This window comes from Micromonospora sp. PRAS1 (assembly GCF_059553435.1).
In genome coordinates this window covers 71,741-91,131 of record NZ_JCANNB010000022.1, presented here as the reverse complement: position 1 = coordinate 91,131, position 19,391 = coordinate 71,741, and the positions used below count along the sequence as shown (strand labels likewise).

General features: G+C 71.3%; 18 protein-coding genes. 11 read left to right on the top strand and 7 right to left on the bottom strand.

The annotated features are described in order from the left end of the window. Positions 1–103: 103 nt before the first annotated feature. Positions 104–553, bottom strand: coding sequence for a redox-sensitive transcriptional activator SoxR (gene soxR / locus AC507J_RS20765; RefSeq protein ID WP_496290834.1), 450 nt, complete (start codon positions 551–553; stop codon positions 104–106). Between the two features lie 95 nt (positions 554–648). Between soxR and AC507J_RS20760 the strand changes: the two genes are divergently transcribed. Both AC507J_RS20760 and AC507J_RS20755 read left to right on the top strand, forming a co-directional pair. Next, a complete protein-coding gene (locus AC507J_RS20760; RefSeq protein WP_496290833.1) occupies positions 649–1,281 on the top strand; it encodes a DsbA family oxidoreductase in 633 nt (210 codons plus the stop codon). After that, positions 1,278–2,204: an NADP-dependent oxidoreductase gene (locus AC507J_RS20755; RefSeq protein ID WP_496290832.1), complete on the top strand. Its 927-nt coding sequence runs from the start codon at positions 1,278–1,280 to the stop codon at positions 2,202–2,204. Before AC507J_RS20760 ends, AC507J_RS20755 begins: the two co-directional genes overlap by 4 nt. Positions 2,205–2,258: 54 nt before the next feature. Here AC507J_RS20755 and AC507J_RS20750 read toward each other — a convergent pair whose 3' ends face one another. The 6 genes from AC507J_RS20750 to AC507J_RS20725 all read right to left on the bottom strand — a co-directional run bounded on the left by AC507J_RS20750 (position 2,259) and on the right by AC507J_RS20725 (position 8,037). Beyond that, positions 2,259–3,245 (bottom strand): zinc-dependent alcohol dehydrogenase family protein, encoded by a 987-nt coding sequence (locus tag AC507J_RS20750; RefSeq protein ID WP_496290831.1) that lies wholly within the window; start codon positions 3,243–3,245, stop codon positions 2,259–2,261. After that, positions 3,242–4,084, bottom strand: coding sequence for a carbohydrate ABC transporter permease (locus tag AC507J_RS20745; protein ID WP_496290830.1), 843 nt, complete (start codon positions 4,082–4,084; stop codon positions 3,242–3,244). The genes AC507J_RS20750 and AC507J_RS20745 overlap by 4 nt, the downstream gene beginning before the upstream one ends. After that, the gene (locus tag AC507J_RS20740) at positions 4,081–5,013 is read right to left on the bottom strand and encodes a carbohydrate ABC transporter permease (RefSeq protein WP_496290829.1); all 933 of its coding nucleotides are present in this window, start codon (positions 5,011–5,013) and stop codon (positions 4,081–4,083) included. Before AC507J_RS20740 ends, AC507J_RS20745 begins: the two co-directional genes overlap by 4 nt. Positions 5,014–5,069: 56 nt before the next feature. Beyond that, positions 5,070–6,431: an ABC transporter substrate-binding protein gene (locus tag AC507J_RS20735; RefSeq protein WP_496290828.1), complete on the bottom strand. Its 1,362-nt coding sequence runs from the start codon at positions 6,429–6,431 to the stop codon at positions 5,070–5,072. Between the two features lie 55 nt (positions 6,432–6,486). Continuing rightward, on the bottom strand, positions 6,487–7,248 hold the full coding sequence (locus AC507J_RS20730; RefSeq protein WP_496290827.1) for a DeoR/GlpR family DNA-binding transcription regulator: 762 nt from the start codon (positions 7,246–7,248) through the stop codon (positions 6,487–6,489). A 375-nt stretch (positions 7,249–7,623) separates the two neighbouring features. Then, on the bottom strand, positions 7,624–8,037 hold the full coding sequence (locus tag AC507J_RS20725; protein ID WP_496290826.1) for a hypothetical protein: 414 nt from the start codon (positions 8,035–8,037) through the stop codon (positions 7,624–7,626). 278 nt (positions 8,038–8,315) lie between these two features. Between AC507J_RS20725 and AC507J_RS20720 the strand changes: the two genes are divergently transcribed. The 9 genes from AC507J_RS20720 (at position 8,316) to AC507J_RS20680 (ending at position 19,360) form a co-directional block, all read left to right on the top strand. Further along, positions 8,316–8,669, top strand: coding sequence for a DUF4212 domain-containing protein (locus AC507J_RS20720; RefSeq protein WP_496290825.1), 354 nt, complete (start codon positions 8,316–8,318; stop codon positions 8,667–8,669). Then, positions 8,666–10,351: a sodium:solute symporter family protein gene (locus tag AC507J_RS20715; RefSeq protein WP_496290824.1), complete on the top strand. Its 1,686-nt coding sequence runs from the start codon at positions 8,666–8,668 to the stop codon at positions 10,349–10,351. The genes AC507J_RS20720 and AC507J_RS20715 overlap by 4 nt, the downstream gene beginning before the upstream one ends. A gap of 150 nt (positions 10,352–10,501) precedes the next feature. Next, the gene (locus AC507J_RS20710) at positions 10,502–12,094 is read left to right on the top strand and encodes a GMC family oxidoreductase (RefSeq protein WP_496290823.1); all 1,593 of its coding nucleotides are present in this window, start codon (positions 10,502–10,504) and stop codon (positions 12,092–12,094) included. 202 nt (positions 12,095–12,296) lie between these two features. Beyond that, positions 12,297–13,577: a multidrug effflux MFS transporter gene (locus AC507J_RS20705; RefSeq protein ID WP_496290822.1), complete on the top strand. Its 1,281-nt coding sequence runs from the start codon at positions 12,297–12,299 to the stop codon at positions 13,575–13,577. Between the two features lie 81 nt (positions 13,578–13,658). After that, on the top strand, positions 13,659–14,996 hold the full coding sequence (locus tag AC507J_RS20700) for an SWIM zinc finger family protein (protein ID WP_496290821.1): 1,338 nt from the start codon (positions 13,659–13,661) through the stop codon (positions 14,994–14,996). Next, positions 14,996–17,638, top strand: coding sequence for a hypothetical protein (locus AC507J_RS20695; RefSeq protein WP_496290820.1), 2,643 nt, complete (start codon positions 14,996–14,998; stop codon positions 17,636–17,638). Before AC507J_RS20700 ends, AC507J_RS20695 begins: the two co-directional genes overlap by 1 nt. A gap of 97 nt (positions 17,639–17,735) precedes the next feature. Next, positions 17,736–18,299: an RNA polymerase sigma factor gene (locus tag AC507J_RS20690; protein ID WP_496290819.1), complete on the top strand. Its 564-nt coding sequence runs from the start codon at positions 17,736–17,738 to the stop codon at positions 18,297–18,299. Then, positions 18,296–19,057 carry a hypothetical protein gene (locus AC507J_RS20685; RefSeq protein ID WP_496290818.1) on the top strand — a complete coding sequence of 254 codons (762 nt, stop codon included), beginning with the start codon at positions 18,296–18,298 and terminating at the stop codon, positions 19,055–19,057. Before AC507J_RS20690 ends, AC507J_RS20685 begins: the two co-directional genes overlap by 4 nt. Positions 19,058–19,111: 54 nt before the next feature. Further along, a complete protein-coding gene (locus tag AC507J_RS20680; protein ID WP_496290817.1) occupies positions 19,112–19,360 on the top strand; it encodes a hypothetical protein in 249 nt (82 codons plus the stop codon). The last annotated feature ends 31 nt before the right edge of the window (positions 19,361–19,391 follow it).

Below are 19,391 nucleotides of genomic sequence, written 5' to 3'. Positions count from 1 at the left end.
CGCCCCTTCACGCGATCCCTGACGGAATTTCTACTCCCCCGTCGGCGTGTCGAGTAGCTGAAACGTCAACGATCGTGGCGCTCGCCGCCACGGGTGGCGGTGGTCACGGAAAGCGGAGTGCGCCCTGGCCGTCGGCGCCGAGGATGTCGTCCGGGTTGGAGTAGGGGCAGGACTTCAGCGACAGGCATCCGCAGCCGACGCAGTTGGAGAATTTGTCGCGGAGCGCGATGAGGTGATCGATCCGACTGTTCAGATCGTTGCGCCATTCGCGAGAGATGCGGGCCCAGTCCTTCATGGTCGGCAGCCCCTCGTCTGGAAGCTCGTCGAGCGCCGCCTTGATGCGGTCGAGGCTGATCCCCACTCGTTGCGATGCGCGGATGAACGCGAGCACCCGCAACGTGTCTCGGCGGTACTCGCGCCGGTTGCCGGTGGTGCGGCGGCTGCGGATGAGACCGAGCGACTCGTAGTAGTGCAGGGTCGAGACGGCGACGCCGGCCCGTTCGGCGACCTGCCCGGGCCGAAGCCAGATGACGTTCTCGTGCACCTGCGGCATCGCAGCACTTCCTCTCTGCCGGACTTGACGTCGAGTGAACTTGATGTAGTCGACTCCACGTCAAGAGGATTCGTCGAACGGCGAGGAGTGCAGGCATGTTCGAGGTCAATGTCTGGGCGGATGTGCGCTGCCCGTGGTGCTGGATCGGGTCACGACGGTTGCACCGAGCGGCTGCCGCGGCCGACCAGCGCGTACGCCACCGCAGCTATCTGCTCGAACCTGACGGCCCCCCGAACCCCGGGAAGACGATCGCCGAGGTCGCCGTACGTGAGTGGGGAATGTCGACGGCACAGTGGGCGGCCAGGAGCAGGCTCATCCGGGCTGAGGGTGCCAGCGAGGGTTTGCACATCAACATCGATTCCGCGCTCACGTTCGACTCGGCGCCGCTGCATCGGCTGTTGAAGCTGGCCGCCAAGGACGGGGATGACCGCGCCGAGGCGGCGTGGGATGCCGCGTTCGAGGCACACTTCAGCCGCAACGAGAACCTGGCCGACGCCACGGTGCTGACTCGGCTCGCGGCCGGATGGGGGCTCGACGCCTCGGCGGCCGAGCAGGCCGTGACGGGTGAGAGCTTTACCGGTGAGGTGCTCGCCGACGTGGACGAGGCACGACGACTGGGCGTGACCTCGGTGCCCACCGTCGTCACGGCCGATAGCCGCCGCCTGGCTGGCAGCGCATCGGTCGCGGAGCTGAGCGAATTCCTCCTCGTGACCGGGGCGCTCCGGTGAACGCGACGATGCGCGCTGCCGCGATCGACGCCTTCGGGCCACCCGAGGCGCTGCGGGTCCGGCAGCTACCGCGCCCGAGCGCCCCGCCCGACGGCGTACTGGTCCGGGTGGTCAACGCAGGCGTGCAGGTGACCGACGCTGCGGTCCGCCAGGGCTGGACCGCGCTGGGAGTCACGATCCGTTTCCCGCAGATTCTCGGTAACGAGTTCTCCGGTGTAATGGTGGAGGTCGGCGACGGCGTCACGCAGTTCGGGATCGGTGACGAGGTGGCCGGGTTCAACGTGCTCAACTGCTACGCGGAGTACGTGGCCGTGCCGCAGTCGCAGATCGTCCGTAAACCCGCCGCCGTGTCGTGGGCTGCCGCGGGTGCCCTCTCGGCCTCTGGGCAGACCGCCCACACCGCCATGGAGGACCTCGCCGTGTCCGCCGGTGAGGTAGTCCTCGTCCATGGCGCAGCAGGCGGGGTCGGAACCATGTTCACGCAGCTCGCCGTGCAGGCAGGCGCGACGGTGATCGGCACCGCCAGCGGAAGCAACCACGACTACGTCGAGTCGCTTGGTGCCACTCCCGTCGCTTACGGCCCGGGGCAGGGCGACCGGATCCGGGCCGTCGCCCCCAAGATCGATGTCGCCTTCGACACCGCCGGGCACGACAACCTGCGTACCGCTGTCGACCTCGTCACCGACCGGAACCGGATCGCGACGATTGTCGACGTCCCGCTCGCGGAGGAACTGGGCTGCCGCTTCCTTCGCAGCCGACGGTCCGCCCATCGCCTGGCCGACCTGCTGGACCGGGTGGCCAGCGGAGCCCTTCGGGTCCACATCCGCAACACCTTCCCGCTCGAAGACGTGGCGGAGGCCCACCGGGACGTGGAGTCGGGACACGGGCGCGGCAAGAACGTGCTCGACATCGCTCGCTCCTGAGTTTGTTAATAGGGGGCCCTTTCTATACACGAGGCGTTAATAAGGTGCCCTTCCTTAGGTGATCAGGAGCTTGCGGCCGATGCCGGCGCGGAACTGCGACATGGCGTCGGCGTAGGAGGCCAGGGGGAAGCGGTCGCTTATGAAGATGGCGGGGTCGAGGACGCCGGCGGCGAAGAGTTCGGCGGCCCGGTCGAAGCTGTGCAGGACGGCCATCGAACCGGTGACGGTGATCTCCTGGTTGTAGATGCGGTACGGCGCCACAGGTACCCGGGTGGCGTACTCGCTGACGCCGAACTGGAGAAAGGTGCCGGCGGGGGCGACCCGGCGCAGGCCGTCGGAGATGGCGGCCTGCACGCCGGTGCAGTCGATCACGACATCCCAGCCGCGCGGGCGGTCCAACTCGTCGGCGTTCGCCGCGCTCGCCGAACAGCCGAGTCGGACCGCGGTGGCGAGCCGGTCCGGGTTCGGGTCGATCACGCTCACGGTCGCCGCGCCGCAGCGTTTGGCCAGCTCCAGCATCATCAGGCCCATGGTGCCGGCGCCGTAGATGAGGTAGTGGTCGGCCAGCCGCCGGGGCAGTACGTCGAAACCGCGTACGGCGCAGGAGAGCGGCTCGATCAGCGCGGCGTCGGCCGGCGCGACCCCCTCGGGCAGGGCGACGCAGTTGCGGACCGGGGCGAGGGCGTACTCGGCGGCGCCGCCCGGGACGGTGACGCCGATGGCGTTCCACCGTTCGCAGAGGTTGCCCCGGGCGCGCCGGCACTGGTAGCACTCGCCGCAGTGCAGCGACGGGTCGACGGCGACCGGGTCACCGATGCGCAGTTCGGTGACGTCCCGCCCGACCGCGACCACCGTGCCGGCGAACTCGTGGCCCGGCACGATCGGGTACGCGGGCGCGAACTCGCCGTCCATGATGTGCAGATCGGTGCCGCAGATGCCGCAGCCGGCCACCTCGACGACCACGTCGCGGGGTCCGGGCGTCGGGTCCGGCACGGACTCCACGTTGATCTGACCCGGCGTGACGATGACTGCTGCTTTCACTTGACCGCCCCCATGGAGAGTCCTCGGACGAGTTGTTTCTGGGCGATCCAGCCGGCCAGCACGACCGGCAACGACACGATGGTCGCCGCCGCGCAGAGCCGGGCCAGGAAGAGCCCTTCGGAGGTGACGAAGCCGACCAGGAAGATCGGCGAGGTACCGGCCCGGGTGGCCGTCAGGTTGACCGCGAGGAAGAACTCGTTCCAGCTGAAGATGAAGCAGATCAACGCGGTGGCGGCCAGGCCGGGCGCGACGATCGGCAGCAGGATCCGCCGGATGGTGACCAGCAGGTTGGCGCCGTCCATCGCCGCCGCCTCGATCAGCGCGGTCGGCACCTCCAGCAGGAACGAGCGCATCATCCAGACCGCGATCGGCAGGTTCATCGCCGTGTAGAGCACGATCAGGGTCCAGACGTTGTCAAGCATGCCGAGGTTCTGCACCAGCAGGTAGATCGGCAGCAGGGCGGCGACCACCGGCAGCATCTTGGTGCTGATGAAGAAGAACAGCACGTCGCGCCAGCGGGCCACCGGCCGGATGGACAACGCGTACGCCGCCGGGGTGGCCAGCACGAGCACCAGCAGGGTGGAGACGACGCTGGCCATCAGCGAGTTGAGCAGGTACGGCATCAGGTCCCGCTCGAAGACCTGCCGGTAGCCGTCCAGCACGGGCGTGAAGAACCAGGACGGCGGGTTGCTTGCGGCGTCGACCTCACGCTTGAAACCGGTGAGCACCATCCAGAGCACCGGCAGGAAGAAGAGCAGGCCGGCGAGCCAGGCCAGCACGGTCCAGGCGGCCCCGGTCGGGCCCGCGCTGCGCCGGGCCGGGTTCGAGGTACGGGTCATCGCGCATCCTCCATCCGGAACAGGCTGGAGATCAGCCGCAGCGCGAAGGTGGCGACGATGATGGTGCCGATCACCACGACCACGCCCGCTGCGGCGGCCTCGCCGTACTCGAACTTGCGGAAGGTGGTCAGGTAGATCTCGTACGGCAGGTTGGTGGTGGCCCGGCCCGGGCCGCCCTGGGTGATGGTGAAGACCGCGTCGAAGGTCTGCACCAGGTAGATCGAGCCGAGCAGGGCGCCCAGCTCCAGGTAGGGCCGCAGGTGGGGCAGGGTGACCCGGGTGAAGGTCTGCCAGGGGCCGGCGCCGTCGACCCGGGCGGCCTCCAAGGTTTCCAGGGACTGGCTCTGCAACCCGGCCAGGATGATCAGCATCATGAACGGGGTCCACTGCCAGACCAGCGCGGCCACCACGGAGACCATCGGATACTGCGACACCCAGTCGGTGCTGCCGCCGAGGATGCCGTTGATCAGGCCGTACGACGGGTTGTAGATGGCGTGCTTCCAGAGCAGTGCCGCCGCCATCGGCATCACCAGGAACGGGGTGATCAGCAGGGTCCGCACGATCCCCCGGCCGGGGAACCTGCGGTCGAGCAGGATGGCCAGGCCGAGGCCGAGCAGCACGGAGACCAGCACCGACGAGGCGGTGAGCAGCACCGTGTTGACCAGGGCGGCGCGCAGCCGGTCGTCGCTGAGCACGGTCGCGTAGTTGGCCAGGCCGATGAACTCGCGGCTGCCGGGCCGCAACGCGTTCCAGCTCTGGGTGGAGAGGTAGAGGGTGAACAGGAACGGCAGCTGGGTCACCACGATTGCGAAGACCAGGGCGGGCAGCAGCGGGGCGCGGCGGGACCAGCGCTGCCTGCGGTCCGGCCGGGTGGGACGTACGGTGCGGCGCGGTGTCGCGTCCGCACCGGTGGTGATGGTCGTGGTCATCGATCCACCTCGGGGCAGGGCCGGGACCGGCCGGACGAGCCGGCCCCGGCGTGCGACTACCGGTGTTTGGCGGCGGCTTCCTCGGCCAGCCGTTGGCCGTCGGTGAGCGCCTTGTCGACGCTGACCTGGCCGGCGATCGCGGCTGACACTTCCTGGGAGACCTTGGTGCCGAGGTCGGCGAACTCGGGGATGCCGACGAACTGCACGCCGAGCGCGGGTCGTGGCTGCACGCCCGGGTTGACCGGGTCGGCCTCCTGGATGGAGCGCAGGGTGATGTCGGCGAAGGCGGCGGCGGACTCCCGGTACTCCGGGATCTCGTAGGTGGACTGGCGTTTGCCGGCCGGCACCCGGGACCAGCCGAGCGAGGAGCCGACCAGCTTCTCGTACTCCTTGCCGGTGGCCCAGGAGATGAACTGCCAGGCGGCGTCGGCGTTCTTGGTGGTCTTCGGCATGGCCAGGGCCCAGACCCAGAGCCAGCCCGCCGAATCGGTCTTGTTGACCGGCGCGTACGCGTAGCCGACCTTGCCGGCCACCGTGCTGGAGTTGGGGTCCTCCAGCGTGCCTGCGGCGGAGGTGGCGTCGTACCACATGGCGGCCTTGCCCTGGCCGAACGTGTTGAGGCACTCGGTGAAGCCGGACTGCGGCGCGCCGGGCTGGCCATGGGAGCGCAGCAGGTCGACGTAGAACTTGGTGGCCTCGGTGAACTCGGGCGCGTTGACCTTCGGCGTCCAGTCCTGTTCGAACCAGGTGCCACCGAAGGTGTTGACCACCGTGGTCAGCGGTGCGAACAGTTCGCCCCAGCCGGGCAGGCCGCGCAGGCAGATGCCGGCGACCCCGGCGTCCTTGTCGTCCAGGCGGGCGGCGAACTGGGCCACCTGCTGCCAGGTCGGCCGTTCCGGCATGGTCAGGCCGGCGGCGTCGAAGAGTTCCTTGTTGTACATCAGGAACGAGGATTCGCCGTAGAACGGCGCCGCGTAGAGCTTGCCGTCCTCGCCGGAGAGCGAGGCGACCATCGGTTCGAGCAGGTCACCCTTGTCGTAGCCGCTGTCGGCGTCGGCGTACGAGCTGAGTTCGTGCAGCCAGTCGTTCTGCGCCCAGATGGGTGCCTCGTACGCGCCGATGGTGGCCACGTCGTACTGGCCGCCCTGGGTGGCGACGTCCTGGGTGACCCGGTCCCGCAGCTCGTTCTCGGGCAGGATGGTGAACCGTACGGTGATCCCGGTGTCCTTTGTGAAGTTGTCGGCGGTGATCCGGGCCAGGTCCTCCATCTGCGGGTTGCCGACCATCAGGACGGTGATGGCGGTACCGTCGCCGGAGGAGCCACCGCCGGCTCCGGAGCAGGCGGTGGCGGTCAGGCCGACCGCCAGGGCGGCGGCGAGCGTGCCGCGCCATCGGCGCGGAGATCGTGTTTTGGGCACAGCGAACCTCCGGTGGTGGTGTCGTGGTGGGTGAAGGAAGGTCGACCGGCGGCGCTCAGACGCGCAGCACCACCGGGCCGAGCAGCGAGTAGCGGTGCGCTTCGGACGCCGGCAGCGCGGTGTCCGTGATGATGGTGTCCAGGTCCGCGACGTCGGCGAAGCGGCAGAAGTTGTGACTGCCGAACTTGCTGTGCACACCGGCGAAGACCACCCGCCGCGACACCGCCAGCACCTTGGCCTTTACCGCGGCCACGGCGGGATCGGGCGTGGTCAGCCCGTGCTCGCGGGAGATGCCGTTCGCCCCGATGTAGGCCAGGTCGATGACGAAGCCGGCGAGCATGCCGGTGGCCCAGTGGTCGACCGTGGCCAGCGTGCGCCCGCGCACCCGGCCGCCGAGCAACAGCACGGTGACGCTCGGGTACGCGGCCAGCGCCGCCGCGGTGTGCAGCGAGGCGGTCACCATGGTCAGTGGCCGGTGGGTGGGCAGCGCCTCGGCGATCAGTTGCGGGGTGTATCCCTCGTCGATGAAGACCGACTCGGCGTCGCCGAGGTGTTCGACGGCGGCGGCGGCGATCCGCCGCTTCTCCACGACCATCCGGGTGGCCCGGGTTTCCAGGTTCGTCTCGAAGCGGGCGGTCTCCACCGGGTACGCGCCGCCGTGGGTACGGCGGACCAGCCCCTGCTGGGCCAGTAGGGCCAGGTCGCGCCGGATCGTCTCCGGCGCGACCCCGAGGTCGACGGCGATTTTGCGCACGTCGACATCGCCCTGCCGACGGGCCAGCGTGAGGATGTGGTGTCGGCGTTGGTTCGCGTCCACTGTGCACCTCCCGTCGGCTCTTGCGTCTTTTTGTAACACCGGGAACAACGGGTGACCGCAGTCACATGCCGGTCAATCCGGTGGTTTCGTTGCCCGCTTGTCGGCCCGGATCGGGCAGCAGAGAACGGACATAAGCCGCATATCACGGATTCCGCCTGCCCGTTTGCCGCAGCATCGTGCCCGATCTCGACCCGGGCTGCCCGCTCGGGCAGGCGGTGGGCAGGACTCAGCGAAGCGCGCGCAGGTGTCGGCGGGCAGGAGAAGCGGGAGCCGGCGAAGCCAAAGCGGGAGGCAGCGAAGCCAGCACGGGAGGCAGCGGAGCAAGGAGCGGCAGTCAGCGGAGCCCGGAGGCAGTCAGCGGAGCGAGAGCGGCAGTCAGCGGAGCGAGAGCAGGCGCAGGCCGGTGCGGATCAGCACCACGGCGCCGCCGGCGACCATGACCATGCCGATGCCGGGCATCAACTGCCCCCAACTGTCCGTGCTGGCGCTGAGGCTGATCAGACGGGCGGTCTGCCAGCCGACGACGAGGGCCACGGTCACCCCGGGGATCAGGCTGTGCGCGATGGCCAACCTGCGGTACGGCAGCAGGGCACCGGCGATGGCGAGGAACGCCACGCTCAGCGTCCACAGGCCGGGGCCGGCCATCCCGTTGAGCGAGCCGAACGGCGTGATGACCCAGGGCAGCAGGGAGCCGACAAGCGCGAGCAGGCCGCCGACGATCATGCCGAGACTGCCGGCGTGCAGGATGCGCCGACGGACGGGGGCGGCGGTGGATGCGCTGTCAGCCATGTCCGGATGCTAGGCGGACGCGGCCTGCGACCGGGCCGACGATCGGTGAACGGTCGCCCCGCGTCGGTGAACGGGTCACCGGCAGCGCCGCAACCGACCCAAACCGGATGCGAGTGCCGCTCACGTGCACCGGTCGACCGTTCATGGACCGGCTCGGACCGTTCACCGACCGATGGCTCCGCTCCGCAGATCAACCCTTGCCCGACCAGGGCGGTTCACGTTCCCTGTCCCAACACCACGGTGTGATCGACCGCACAACCCGCCGGGAGGCTCCAACCATGACCGAAGTCACCCCCGATAAGGAAACCCGGGGCGGGGAACCGCCACCATCGTCACCACCGCCGGCCTCGCCGCCGGACAACGACTGGCGCAAGGAGTACTGGAGCCGGAACCTGCGGCTCATGGTGATCCTGCTGGCCATCTGGTTCATCGTCTCGTTCGGCTTCGGAATTCTGCTGGTCGAGCCGTTGAACGAAATCGTCATCGCCGGCTTCCCGCTCGGTTTCTGGTTCGCCCAACAGGGATCGATCTACGTCTTCGTGATCCTGATCCTGGTCTACGCGAAGATGATGGACCGCCTGGACAGCCAGTTCGGTGTCGGTGAGCAGGAGACCGAGGGGGCGGCCAAGTGAGCCAGATCCAGACCTGGACCCTCATCTTCATCGGCGCCTCCTTCGCCGTCTACCTCTACATCGCCTGGCGCAGCCGGGTGAAGGAGACCGCCGGCTTCTACGTCGCCGGCCAGGGCATCCCAACCGTCGCCAACGGTGCCGCCGTCGCCGCCGACTGGATGTCCGCGGCCTCGTTCATCTCGATGGCCGGCCTGATCGCCTTCCTCGGCTCGGACGGCTCCATCTACCTGATGGGCTGGACCGGCGGCTACGTGCTGTTGGCCCTGCTGATCGCGCCGTACCTGCGCAAGTGGGGCAAGTTCACGGTCCCCGAATTCGTCGGTGACCGGTACTCGGAAACCGTGCGGACGGTCGCCGCCGTCGCCGCGATCGTCATCTCCTTCACCTACGTGGTCGGGCAGATGCGCGGTGGCGGCATCGTCTTCAGCCGCTTCCTGGGCCTGGACGTCACCGGCGGCGTCATCGTCGCCGCGGTGATCATCGGCCTGTACGCGGTGCTCGGCGGCATGAAGGGCATCACCTGGACCCAGGTGGCCCAGTACACGGTGCTGATCGTCGCCTACCTGATCCCCGCGGTGGCGGTGGCCCAGCAGATGACCGGCATCCCGATCCCGCAGGTGTCGTTCGGGCAGATCCTCGACGAACTCAACGCGATAAGCGTCCAGATGGGGCTGAACCAGTACACCGAGGCGTTCGCGGCCCGGCCGCAGATCGACGTCTTCCTGGTCACCATGTCGCTGATGATCGGCACCGCCGGTCTGCCGCACGTGATCGTCCGGTTCTACACCACGAAGAGCGTGCGCGGCGCCCGCTACTCGGCGTTCTGGGCGCTGTTCTTCATCGCCCTGCTCTACACCACCGCCCCGGCGGTCGGCGCGTTCACCAAGCTGAACCTGCTCCAGGGCGTCAACGGCGTCTCGGCCGACGCGCTGCCCGCCTGGGTCAACAACTGGGCAGCGACCGGTCTGGTCACCGTGGGCGACGGGGTGACGACAATCAACTCGGTCAGCAACAGCCCGACCTCCGGCGCGGACCTGGTCGTCAACAACGACATCCTGGTGCTGGCCAGCCCCGAAATCGCCGGCCTGCCGGCGCCGATCGTGGGCCTGGTGGCCGCCGGTGGCATGGCCGCCGCGATGTCCACCGCGGCCGGTCTGCTCCTGGTCATCTCGTCGTCCTTCTCGCACGACCTGTACTTCCGCCGAATCAAGCGGGACTCGACCGACGCGCAGCGGCTGCTCGCCGGCCGGATCGCGATGGGTCTGGCGGTGCTGGTCTCGATCTACGCCGGCATCAACCCGCCCGCGTTCGTGGCCCAGGTGGTCGCCTTCGCCTTCGGCCTGGCGGCGGCGAGCTTCTTCCCGGTCATCGTGCTCGGCATCTTCTGGAAGAGATGCAACGCGACGGGGGCGGCGGCCGGCATGATCACCGGCATGCTCTTCACCGCCAGCTACATGATCTACACATTGCAGGTGTTCGGCACCGAGGCCAACCCGCACATCCTCGACATCAGCCCGGAGGGCATCGGCACGATCGGCGCCATCGTCAACTTCGTCGTCACGATCGTGGTGTCGAAGATGACCGCTCCGCCGCCGACGGAGATCTCCGAGATGGTGGAGAACATCCGCTACCCCGCCGAGCGGCGCGCCGTGCCGGCCGGCAACGTCGCCGACGCGGCCTGACCGGAACGGTCCACAACAGAGAGTCACCGGTCGCCGGCTCCACCACCCACGGTGGGGCCGGCGACGCTCTCCGCAACTTACACCTTCCCCTTCCGTGATCAGGACACTACGGTTTGTGCAGCACTCGGCGCGCGAACCGAGGGGGTCCGGATGACGGAGTTCGACTACATCGTGGTCGGTGCGGGTTCGGCCGGGTGCGTCCTGGCCAACCGGCTGACCGAGGATCCGGGCAGCCGGGTCCTGCTCGTCGAGGCCGGCGGGTGGGACAGCAGCCCCTGGGTCCGCATACCAAAGGGATTCAGCCGGCTGATGGACGACCGGCGCACCGCCTGGCACTACCCGGCCGAGGTACGCCCGGGGCAGCGGGAGGTCTGGCAGCGCGGCCGGCTGATCGGCGGGTCAAGCTCGATCAACGGCATGGTGTACGCCCGTGGCGACCGGCTCGACTACGACGAGCTGGAACGGCTCGGCAACCCGGGCTGGGGCTGGGACACCATGCTGCCCATCTTCAAGCGGCTTGAGGACAACCCGCTCGGCGCCTCCGAGGTACGCGGCGCGGGCGGTCCGCTGCGACTCTCCACCGCCACCGGCACCGACGAGATCTGCGAGGAGACAATCGCCGCCGGCGAGCAGCTGGGCTGGCATCGGGTGGACGACCTGAACGCCGGCGAGGACGAGCGGATCGGTTACCTGATGGCGACCATCCGCGACGGTCGCCGCAGCAGCGCCGCCGAGGCATTCCTGCATCCGGTCCGCCACCGGCCCAATCTGACCGTGGTGGTCAACACCGTCGTACTGCGTCTCCTCGTCGAGCACGGCACGGTCGTCGGCGTACGGACCCGGCGGGGTGCGGGAACGGTCGACTACCGGGCCGCCGCCGAGGTGGTGCTCGCCGCCGGAGCCATCGCTACGCCACAGCTGTTGCAGGTCTCCGGCATCGGCCCGGCCGACACGCTGCGCCGAGCCGGTGTCCCGGTGCTGCTGGACCGGCCCCGGGTCGGCCAGGGCATGCGGGAGCACCGGACCACGCCTATGCAGTTCCGGCTGGCCGGCCGGGCCGGCTACAACCCGCGACTGAGCAGCCCGCTCGGGCAGGCCAGGGAGATGCTGCGGTACCTGTTCACCCGCCGGGGGCCGCTGGCCCTGCCGGTGTACGACGTCGGCGCGTACCTCCGGTCCACCCCGGGGGCCGAGCACCCCGACGCCCAGCTGCTGATCGCGCCCTTCTCGGCCGCACCCCGCCGACCCGGGCGCGCGCTGGAGCTGGAGTCCGAGTCGGGGCTGATGGCCCAGGTCACGGTGACCCGCCCGGAGAGCGTGGGCAGCCTCGCCATCACCTCCGCCGACCCGGACACCGCACCCCGGATCGTGGCCAACTACTTCGACGCCGCGCATGACCGGCGGGTCGCGATCGGTGCCCTGCGTCGGGCTCGGGAGCTCTTCGCCACCGGCCCGATCGCCAAGCGGATCACCGCCGAGATGCTGCCCGGCCCGGCCGTCCAGGACGACGACGAGATCGTCGAGGCCGGGTTGGCGCTCGGTTACTGCGGCTACCACGCGGTGGGTACCTGCGCGATGGGCCCGGACGACGACTTCGTGGTGGATCCGCAACTGCGGGTCCGGGGCGTGGCCGGCCTGCGCGTGGTGGACGCCTCGGTGCTGCCGGTAATCGTCTCGGGTTACCTCAACGCGCCGGTGATGGCGCTGGCCTGGCGGGCCGCCGACCTGATCCGGGCCGCCTGACCCACCCCGTTCCGCGCCACGGCAATGCCGGACAGGCATCGAAGGAGGTAGAATCCGGGACGGACGCCGACCCCCGCTCCAACGCTGTGAGCTGCGTTACCAAAGCGCCGACCGGGAATCCGCCGGCCGGTTGAGGGTTGGAGCCAGATATGACCTTCGCACCACAGCCTGCCCTGCGTCCGGGTCGGGCGGTGACGTCCCGATGACCGCCGTCGACACCCCCGTGGCCCCGCCACCCGCGCTGATGCCCGGCGACCTGATGACCAGCCGGCAACGGCTGCGGCTCATCCTCGTACTCGGCTCGCTGATCGCGGTGGGTCCGCTGACCATCGACATGTACCTGCCGGCGCTGCCGGCGATCGTCGACGACTTCGCGATCAGCTCGTCGACGGTGCAGCTGACCCTCACCGGCACGCTTATCGGCCTCGCCGTCGGCCAGTTGGTGATCGGCCCGCTCTCCGACGCGCTCGGCCGCCGGGCACCGCTGATCGCGGGCACCGCGCTGCACGTCGTGGCCTCGCTGGGCTGCGCCCTCGCGCCGAACATCGCGGTGCTCGGTGCGCTGCGGGTCGTCCAGGGGCTGGGCGCGGCGGCGGCCGCGGTGATCGCCATGGCGGTGGTACGCGACCTGTTCAGCGGCGCGTCCTTCGCCCGGGTCCTCTCCCGCCTGCTGCTGGTGATGGGCGCCGCCCCGGTCCTGGCACCGACGCTCGGCAGCGAACTGCTGCGCTGGACGCAGTGGCGGGGCATCTTCGCGGCGCTTGTGGTCTTCGGCGTACTGCTGATGCTGATCGCCGCGCTCGGTCTGCCGGAGACGCTGCCGCCCGGGCGCCGCCAGCGCGGCGGCGTGCTGCCCACCGCCCGGCTCTACCGCTCGCTGCTGCGCGACCGTGCCTTCGTCGGGTTGGTGCTGGTGGCGGCGCTGACCATGGCGGCCATCTTCGCCTACGTCGCCGGTTCCTCGTTCGTGATGCAGGGCCAGTACGGGCTCAGCGAGCAGCAGTTCGGGTTCGCGTTCGGCGCGGGCGCGATCGGCCTGATCGCCGCCACCCAGGGCAACGTACGGCTGCTGCGCCACTACTCGCCGCAGCAGATCCTGGTGGCCGCGCTCTTCATCGGCTCGGCTGCCGCCCTGGTGTTGCTCGGCGTCGCCGCGACCGGACTCGGCGGGCTGCCGGCCCTGCTCGCGGCACTGTGGCTGGTGCTCGCGGCCACCGGCCTGGCGATGCCGAACGCCCCGGCCCTGGCACTGAGCCGGCACGGCGAGGCGGCCGGCACCGCCTCCGCCCTGCTCGGCGCGGTGCAGTTCGGCGTCGGTGCGGTGGCCGCACCCATGGTCGGCGTGCTCGGCACCGGCGCCGTGGCGATGGCCCTGGTGATCGCCGGTGGTCTGCTCGCCGCCGTGGCCGTGCTCTTCCTCGTGGTACGCCCGGCCCGCCTCGCCCCGATGGGACCCGAACCGGCCGTCGTCGTGGTCCACTGACCGCAGGTCGGACCCCGCCCGGCGCAGGTCAGACCCTGCCCAGCCAACGGATGTCGGTGGGGTGCTCTACCGTCCGGCGGCGTGAACGCAGTGCAGACGTACCGCTATCTCGCCTCCTCCACGCTCGGCCGGGGTGCGCTCGCCCTCCAGACCAGCGGCGGGCCGGCGCCGAACCCCCGTTTCTTCACCGGCTTCCTCACCACCCCGCAGGCCGCGGCGGTCGGCCTGCTGGCCGTGGCGGAGGTGGCCCGCACCCGCTACCACCGGCCGGTCAGCCCGGCCAGCCTCGACCCGGTGGTGACCGGCAGCCGTGACCGCCTTCGTTTCGAGTCCTTCTCCGGCTGCTGCGGCGTGTACGCGCGGCTCGACGCGCTGCCGGCCGGGTTGGACGGCGACGTGGTCGAGCACGGCACGACAAACGTCGACGTCAACAACCCGCTGCGGGAGGCGCTGAGCCGGGTCGGCGGCCTGGACCCGCTGCACCTCTCGGTCGGCCCCGACGACCTGACGGTGTCCACAATGGATGGCGCGGTGGTGGAGAAGAAGGTCCCGCTGCCGGTGCGCTGGCTGCGGGGCTTCGCCGAGGTGCAGGTGCTGGCCGCCCGGTTCGAGCCCCGGGCGGAGTTGCCGGCCACCGAGGCGGCGGCGTTCCTGCGCCGGCTGCCGACCGGCAAGGACCGCTCGGTGCTCTGGGTGGTGCCGGCCGGCCGGACCCTGCGGCTGACCTCCCGGCCGGTGCCGGGGGCGGTCTGCCTGGCCGGGCCGAGCCGGCTGGTCGCGCTGCGCCCGATGCTTCGCTTCGCGAAGGCCCTGCGGGTGTACGGGCCGACGGTGGCGGCCGGTGCCGCCCCGGTGCCGAGCGTCTGGGAGTTGGACACCGGCGCACTGCGGCTCTCGCTCACCCTCTCCCCCGAGCCGTACCGGGGCTTCTCCGGCGAGGGCGCGGCGCTCACCGCGCTGGCCGGTGACGACGTCGTCGACGATGCCGACCTGGTCTCCGCGCTGCTGTCCTGGGACCCGACCATCGACGTGGACCGGTTGGCCGCCCAGGCCGGCCTCGACGCGGGCCGGGTCCGGGGCGCGTTGGCGCAGCTCGGCACCGCCGGTCGGGTCGGCTACGACGTGGCCGAGGCGGCGTACTTCCATCGGGTCATGCCCTACGAGGCCGGGCGTGCCGAGCGGGACAATCCCCGGCTGGTCGGGGCGCGGGCCCTGCTCGACGCCGGGGCGGTGCACCGCGACGGCACGGCGGTGACCGTCCGCAGCGACGACCAGGTGTACCGGGTCCGTGAACTCGCCGATGGCCGTCTCACCTGCACCTGCCAGTGGTGGGCCAAGCACCGGGGGCAGCGGGGTCCGTGCCGGCATGCCCTGGCCGCCCGGATGTCGTTGCATGACCAGGTCGAGGAGCTGGTGTGATGAGCGTGGATCTGGTTGAGGGCACCGCACGCCGGCAGCGGGAACTGGCGGCCGGCGGCACCGGCGACCTGTTCGACCTGGTGTCGAAGGGGCACGCCGAGGTGATCGCGGCGGCGCTCGCCGGCCTGCCCGAGCAGCGCCGCCGGGAGATCGGCGCGGAGCTGACCGGCTGGTTCAAGAAGCGCGACCGGGAGACCTGGTGGGGCCAGGGCGCGGGCACCGCCCTGGCGGTGCTCGTGGTCGGTTGCCTGCCCACCGCCGCCCAGGCCGCGGCGATCCTCGGTCGTGCTTCCGTGACCCTGGACGGCCATCGCGCGGCGGAGCTGGTCCGCGGCGTCGCCCAGGAGCGCGGGGTGGACTGGCTCGTCGACCTGGCCTACCGGGTGGCGGCCCGGTTCGGCCAGCGGACCTGGACCGGCCGCTGGCAGTTCGTCGCCACGCTGTTGCGCGCCGAGGGGGCCGCGCCGCCCACCGACGACCGGTCGGTGCAGCTCTGGCTGGGCGCGGTCGAGTTCCCCGACCGCCATCGCCGGGGGCGGCCGGTGCCGGTGGCCGACCGGCTGCGCGACGACCCGTTCCTGCCGATGATGCTGCCGCGCCTGTTCGAGGTGGACGGCCTCGGCACGCAGATGATGTTCGCGGTCGTTTACCGGCGCTGGGAGGACCGGGAGCGGCACGCGCTGCTGACCGCGCTGGCCCAGCTCGCCGCCGAGCGGGTGGTCGACCGGGCCACGCTTATCGACGGCTCGATCGGTCGGCTGCTTCGTGGTGACCGGCCCGCCGCGCTACGCGCCTTCACCACCCTGCTCGGCCTGCTCCAGCCGACCACCGCCGAGATCACCGACCGCCGCACCGACTACCTGCGGCTGCTCACCGACGCGCCGGCTCCGGTCGCCACGATGGCGCAGAAGGCCCTGCGGGAGCTGCCCGACCTGGCGATGGAGTCGCTGCTGGACGCCTCCGGTCAGGTGCTGGCCCGGCCCGAGAAGGCGCTGGTCCGGGCCCAGCTGACCTGGCTGGACCGGCTGGCCCGCCAGCACCCGGACCGGGCCGCCGAGGTCGCCGAGGTGATCGCGGTTGCCGCCGAACATCCCGCCGTCGAGGTCCGGGACCGGGCCCTGGCGCTGGCCGGCCGGCACGGTTTCCGCCGGGCCGATATCGGCCCGGCGGTCGCCGAGCCGCGCGGAGACGACCTGCCCGCGCCCCTGCCACCGGCGCCGGCTGCCGAGCCGATCACCGACCTGGACGAGTTGGCCGAAGAGGTCGCCGCACTGTTCGGCCAGCCCGCGCCGGGCACCGGGCTGGACCGCATCCTGGACGGGCTGGTCCGGCTCACCGCCACCGACGGATCCCGGGTACGCGCCGTCCTCGCCCCCGTCATCGAACGCCGGCACTGGTCCTGGACGGAGATCCGGCACGACCCGCTCTGCCTTCGTGAGTTGGTGGTCGACCTGTTCCAGGCCGCCGGTGCCGAGCCGAATCCCCGGCGGCTCAGCCGGTGGGCCGCCCTGCTGGCCGCCGTACGCCGTACCGATGCCACCACGACGGCACCGGAGTTGGTCGCCACCGACCCACGGGTACCGCCGGCGCACCGCCTGCTGCGCGCCCGCCTCGCCGAGATCGGTGCACACGTGAACGATCCGGGTCGGGCCGGCCTGCTGGCCACCCCCACCTCGGCCAACGGCCTCCTCGACCCGTTGGTGCTTGTGGAGCGGCTGGCCGCGCTCGGCGATCGGGACCCCTGGCACTGGGATTTCACCCAGGCGTTGCTGCGCCTGCCGGCCGGCGTCGAGGAACCGGTGGCGGAGAAGGCGGCGGCGTTGGGCACCTCGGCTGGCGACCGGCTCGCCGCCTGGCTGCGCGGCGGCGGGCTGCCGCAGCCGGTGATGTGGACCAGCACGGTGGCCAGGCGGCCAAGCCATGGCCGCCACGACTGGGCGTTCTACCACCTGCCGCCCAAGCGGATCCTGGTCGGGTTGCGCCCACCCGACGGCCAGCACGACCGGTACGGGCTGGTCACCGCCGAGCCGGGGACGCTCTGGTCGGGGCACGCCGAATGGGCGCACCTGTGGCCGTCGACGTTGCCCGGGCACCGGGGCGTGGTGGCGGCGTACCTGCTGCCGACGGTGGCCGCCAGCGCGGACATGGACGTCAGCGGCGGCACCGCGGTGCTACCGCTGCTCGCCGAGGCCACCGGCCCGGGTGGGGTGGCCCTCGATCTGGCCGTGGCGTACGGCCTCGCGGCCCGGCACGCCGCCGACCGGGTGGCCGCCCTGGACGCGCTGCTCACCCTCGCCGCCGCCGGCCAACTCGACCCGGCGGGCCTCGGCGAACAGTTGGGCACGCTGGTCGCCGGGCAGCTGGTCAAGCTGACCCGGGCGGTCGAACCACTGCGCGACGCCGCGCAGGCCGGTGCACCGCTTACCGTGTGGCGACTGCTGGCTGCCGCGCTGCCGGCGATGCTCGCCGCGCCCACCGCGCCGCGCGGCCTGCCGGACCTGCTCACGCTGGCCACCGAGACGACCACCGCCACCGGCGTACGGATCGATCTGCCGGGCCTGACCGAGGTGGCCGCACGCGGCGGGTCGAGCCGCCTGGTCACCGAGGCCCGCCGCCTGCACCGGGCGCTGCGCGCCGGGTGACATCCGGACGGCGTGGGCCCGGCGCGACCCGAACCGGGCCCACGCACCCTTTCCCACCCTCGCCGTAAGTCTGCGGCCGGTCGGGACATTACCTGTTGTGAACCAAGACGATGCAGCCAAACAGCAGGAACAGCGGCTCGTGGCGCTCTGGACCGGGTACGGACACCGGGTGATGGCGTACGCCCTGCGGCACGTGGACCCGGACACCGCGCAGGAGGTGGTGTCGGAGACGTTCCTGGTGACCTGGCGGCGGCTGGCGAAGGTACCGGACGACCCGTTGCCCTGGCTGTTGGTGGTCGCCCGCAACACCATCGCCAACCTGCGCCGCTCGGCCCAGCGGCAGGCCCGGGTGGCGGTCGAGCTGGAACGGTTCCGGCAGGTCGCCGAGCCGGCCACCGCCGCGGACGTGCTCGCCACCGAACGCGCGGAGGTGCTGGACCGACTGGCCGCGCTGACCCCCGCCGAACGGGAGGCGCTGCTCCTGGTCGCCTGGGACGGCCTGACCCCGCGTCAGGCGGCGGGGGTCGCGGGTTGTTCGCTGCCGACCTTCCACGTGCGGCTCTCCCGGGCCCGGCGGCGGCTGCGCACCGCCGCCGACCCAGCTGCCCGCGTCGACACCGAAACCCCACGCCCGGTCCCGTTCGCAGGAGGCACCGCATGACCGACAACCGCGATCTCGTCCGTACCCTCGAGAAGCTCCGGCCGGTCAGTACCGTGCCGGCGCAGTGGCCGGCGGCGGCCCGGGACGCCACACTGGACCGACTGTTGACCGCCGCCGGCAGCGCACCGCCGCCGACCGTCCACGCGCGGGGTCGGCGAATCCTGCTCACCACCGCCTTGGCTGCGGGATTCGTGGCCTCCGGCGCGGGCGTCGCCGCCGCCGCTGGGCTGCTGCCGGAGTCGTTCACCCGACCGCTGTCGTTCTGGGCGAGCGAGACCGGCGGCGCGGTGCACGCCCAGCAGGCCCGGCGGGTGGCTCAGGCACCCGGCCCCGACGGCCAGGTGCTCTCGGTCTGGACCGCCACCAGCCCGGACGGCACCACCTGTGTCGCACCGCTGTTCGAGCCGCCCGGCGAGCTGGACCGACCGGCGCCGGCGAACTTCCGGCTCGCCGGTGGCCAGTGCGCGCCGGCTGACCCGGACCCGAAACCGTTCAGCAGTCTCGGCGGCTCGGCCGACGAACACGGTACGCACACCATGTGGGCGAGCGCCGGAACCGCGGCCCGGGCCGAACTACGGCTACCCGACGGGACCGTCCGACCGGTGTTGGCCGCGGAAGGGATGTTCTTCTTCTGGTACGTGGCGAACGAGCGAATCGCCCCACCCACGCTGATCGGTTACGCCCCCACCGGCGCGGTGGTGGCGGAACGGCCGCTCATCGACATGGAGACGCTTTCACGCCCCCGCAGCGGCGGCTGATCGGGTCACACGCCGCCCGCCGGCCAGGCCCAGATCTTCGCGGAGGCCGCCCGGGTGCTGCGGCCTGGCGGCCACCTGCTCGTCGCGTTCCAGGCCGGCGAGGGCATCCGCGACCTCGCCGAGGCGTACCGCCGGTTCGGCCACGAGGTGGACCTTCGGCGGTATCGCTACTCGGCCGACCAGGTCGCCGCCCAGGTCGAGGCAGCCGGGCTACGCGAACTGTCCCGCCTGATCCGCCGTCCGGTAAACACCGAACGAGACGACCAGGCTTTCCTCCTGTTTGCGCAACCACCGTCGCTTTGACACTAGGCGGCGCGCATCTCCGGCACCCGGC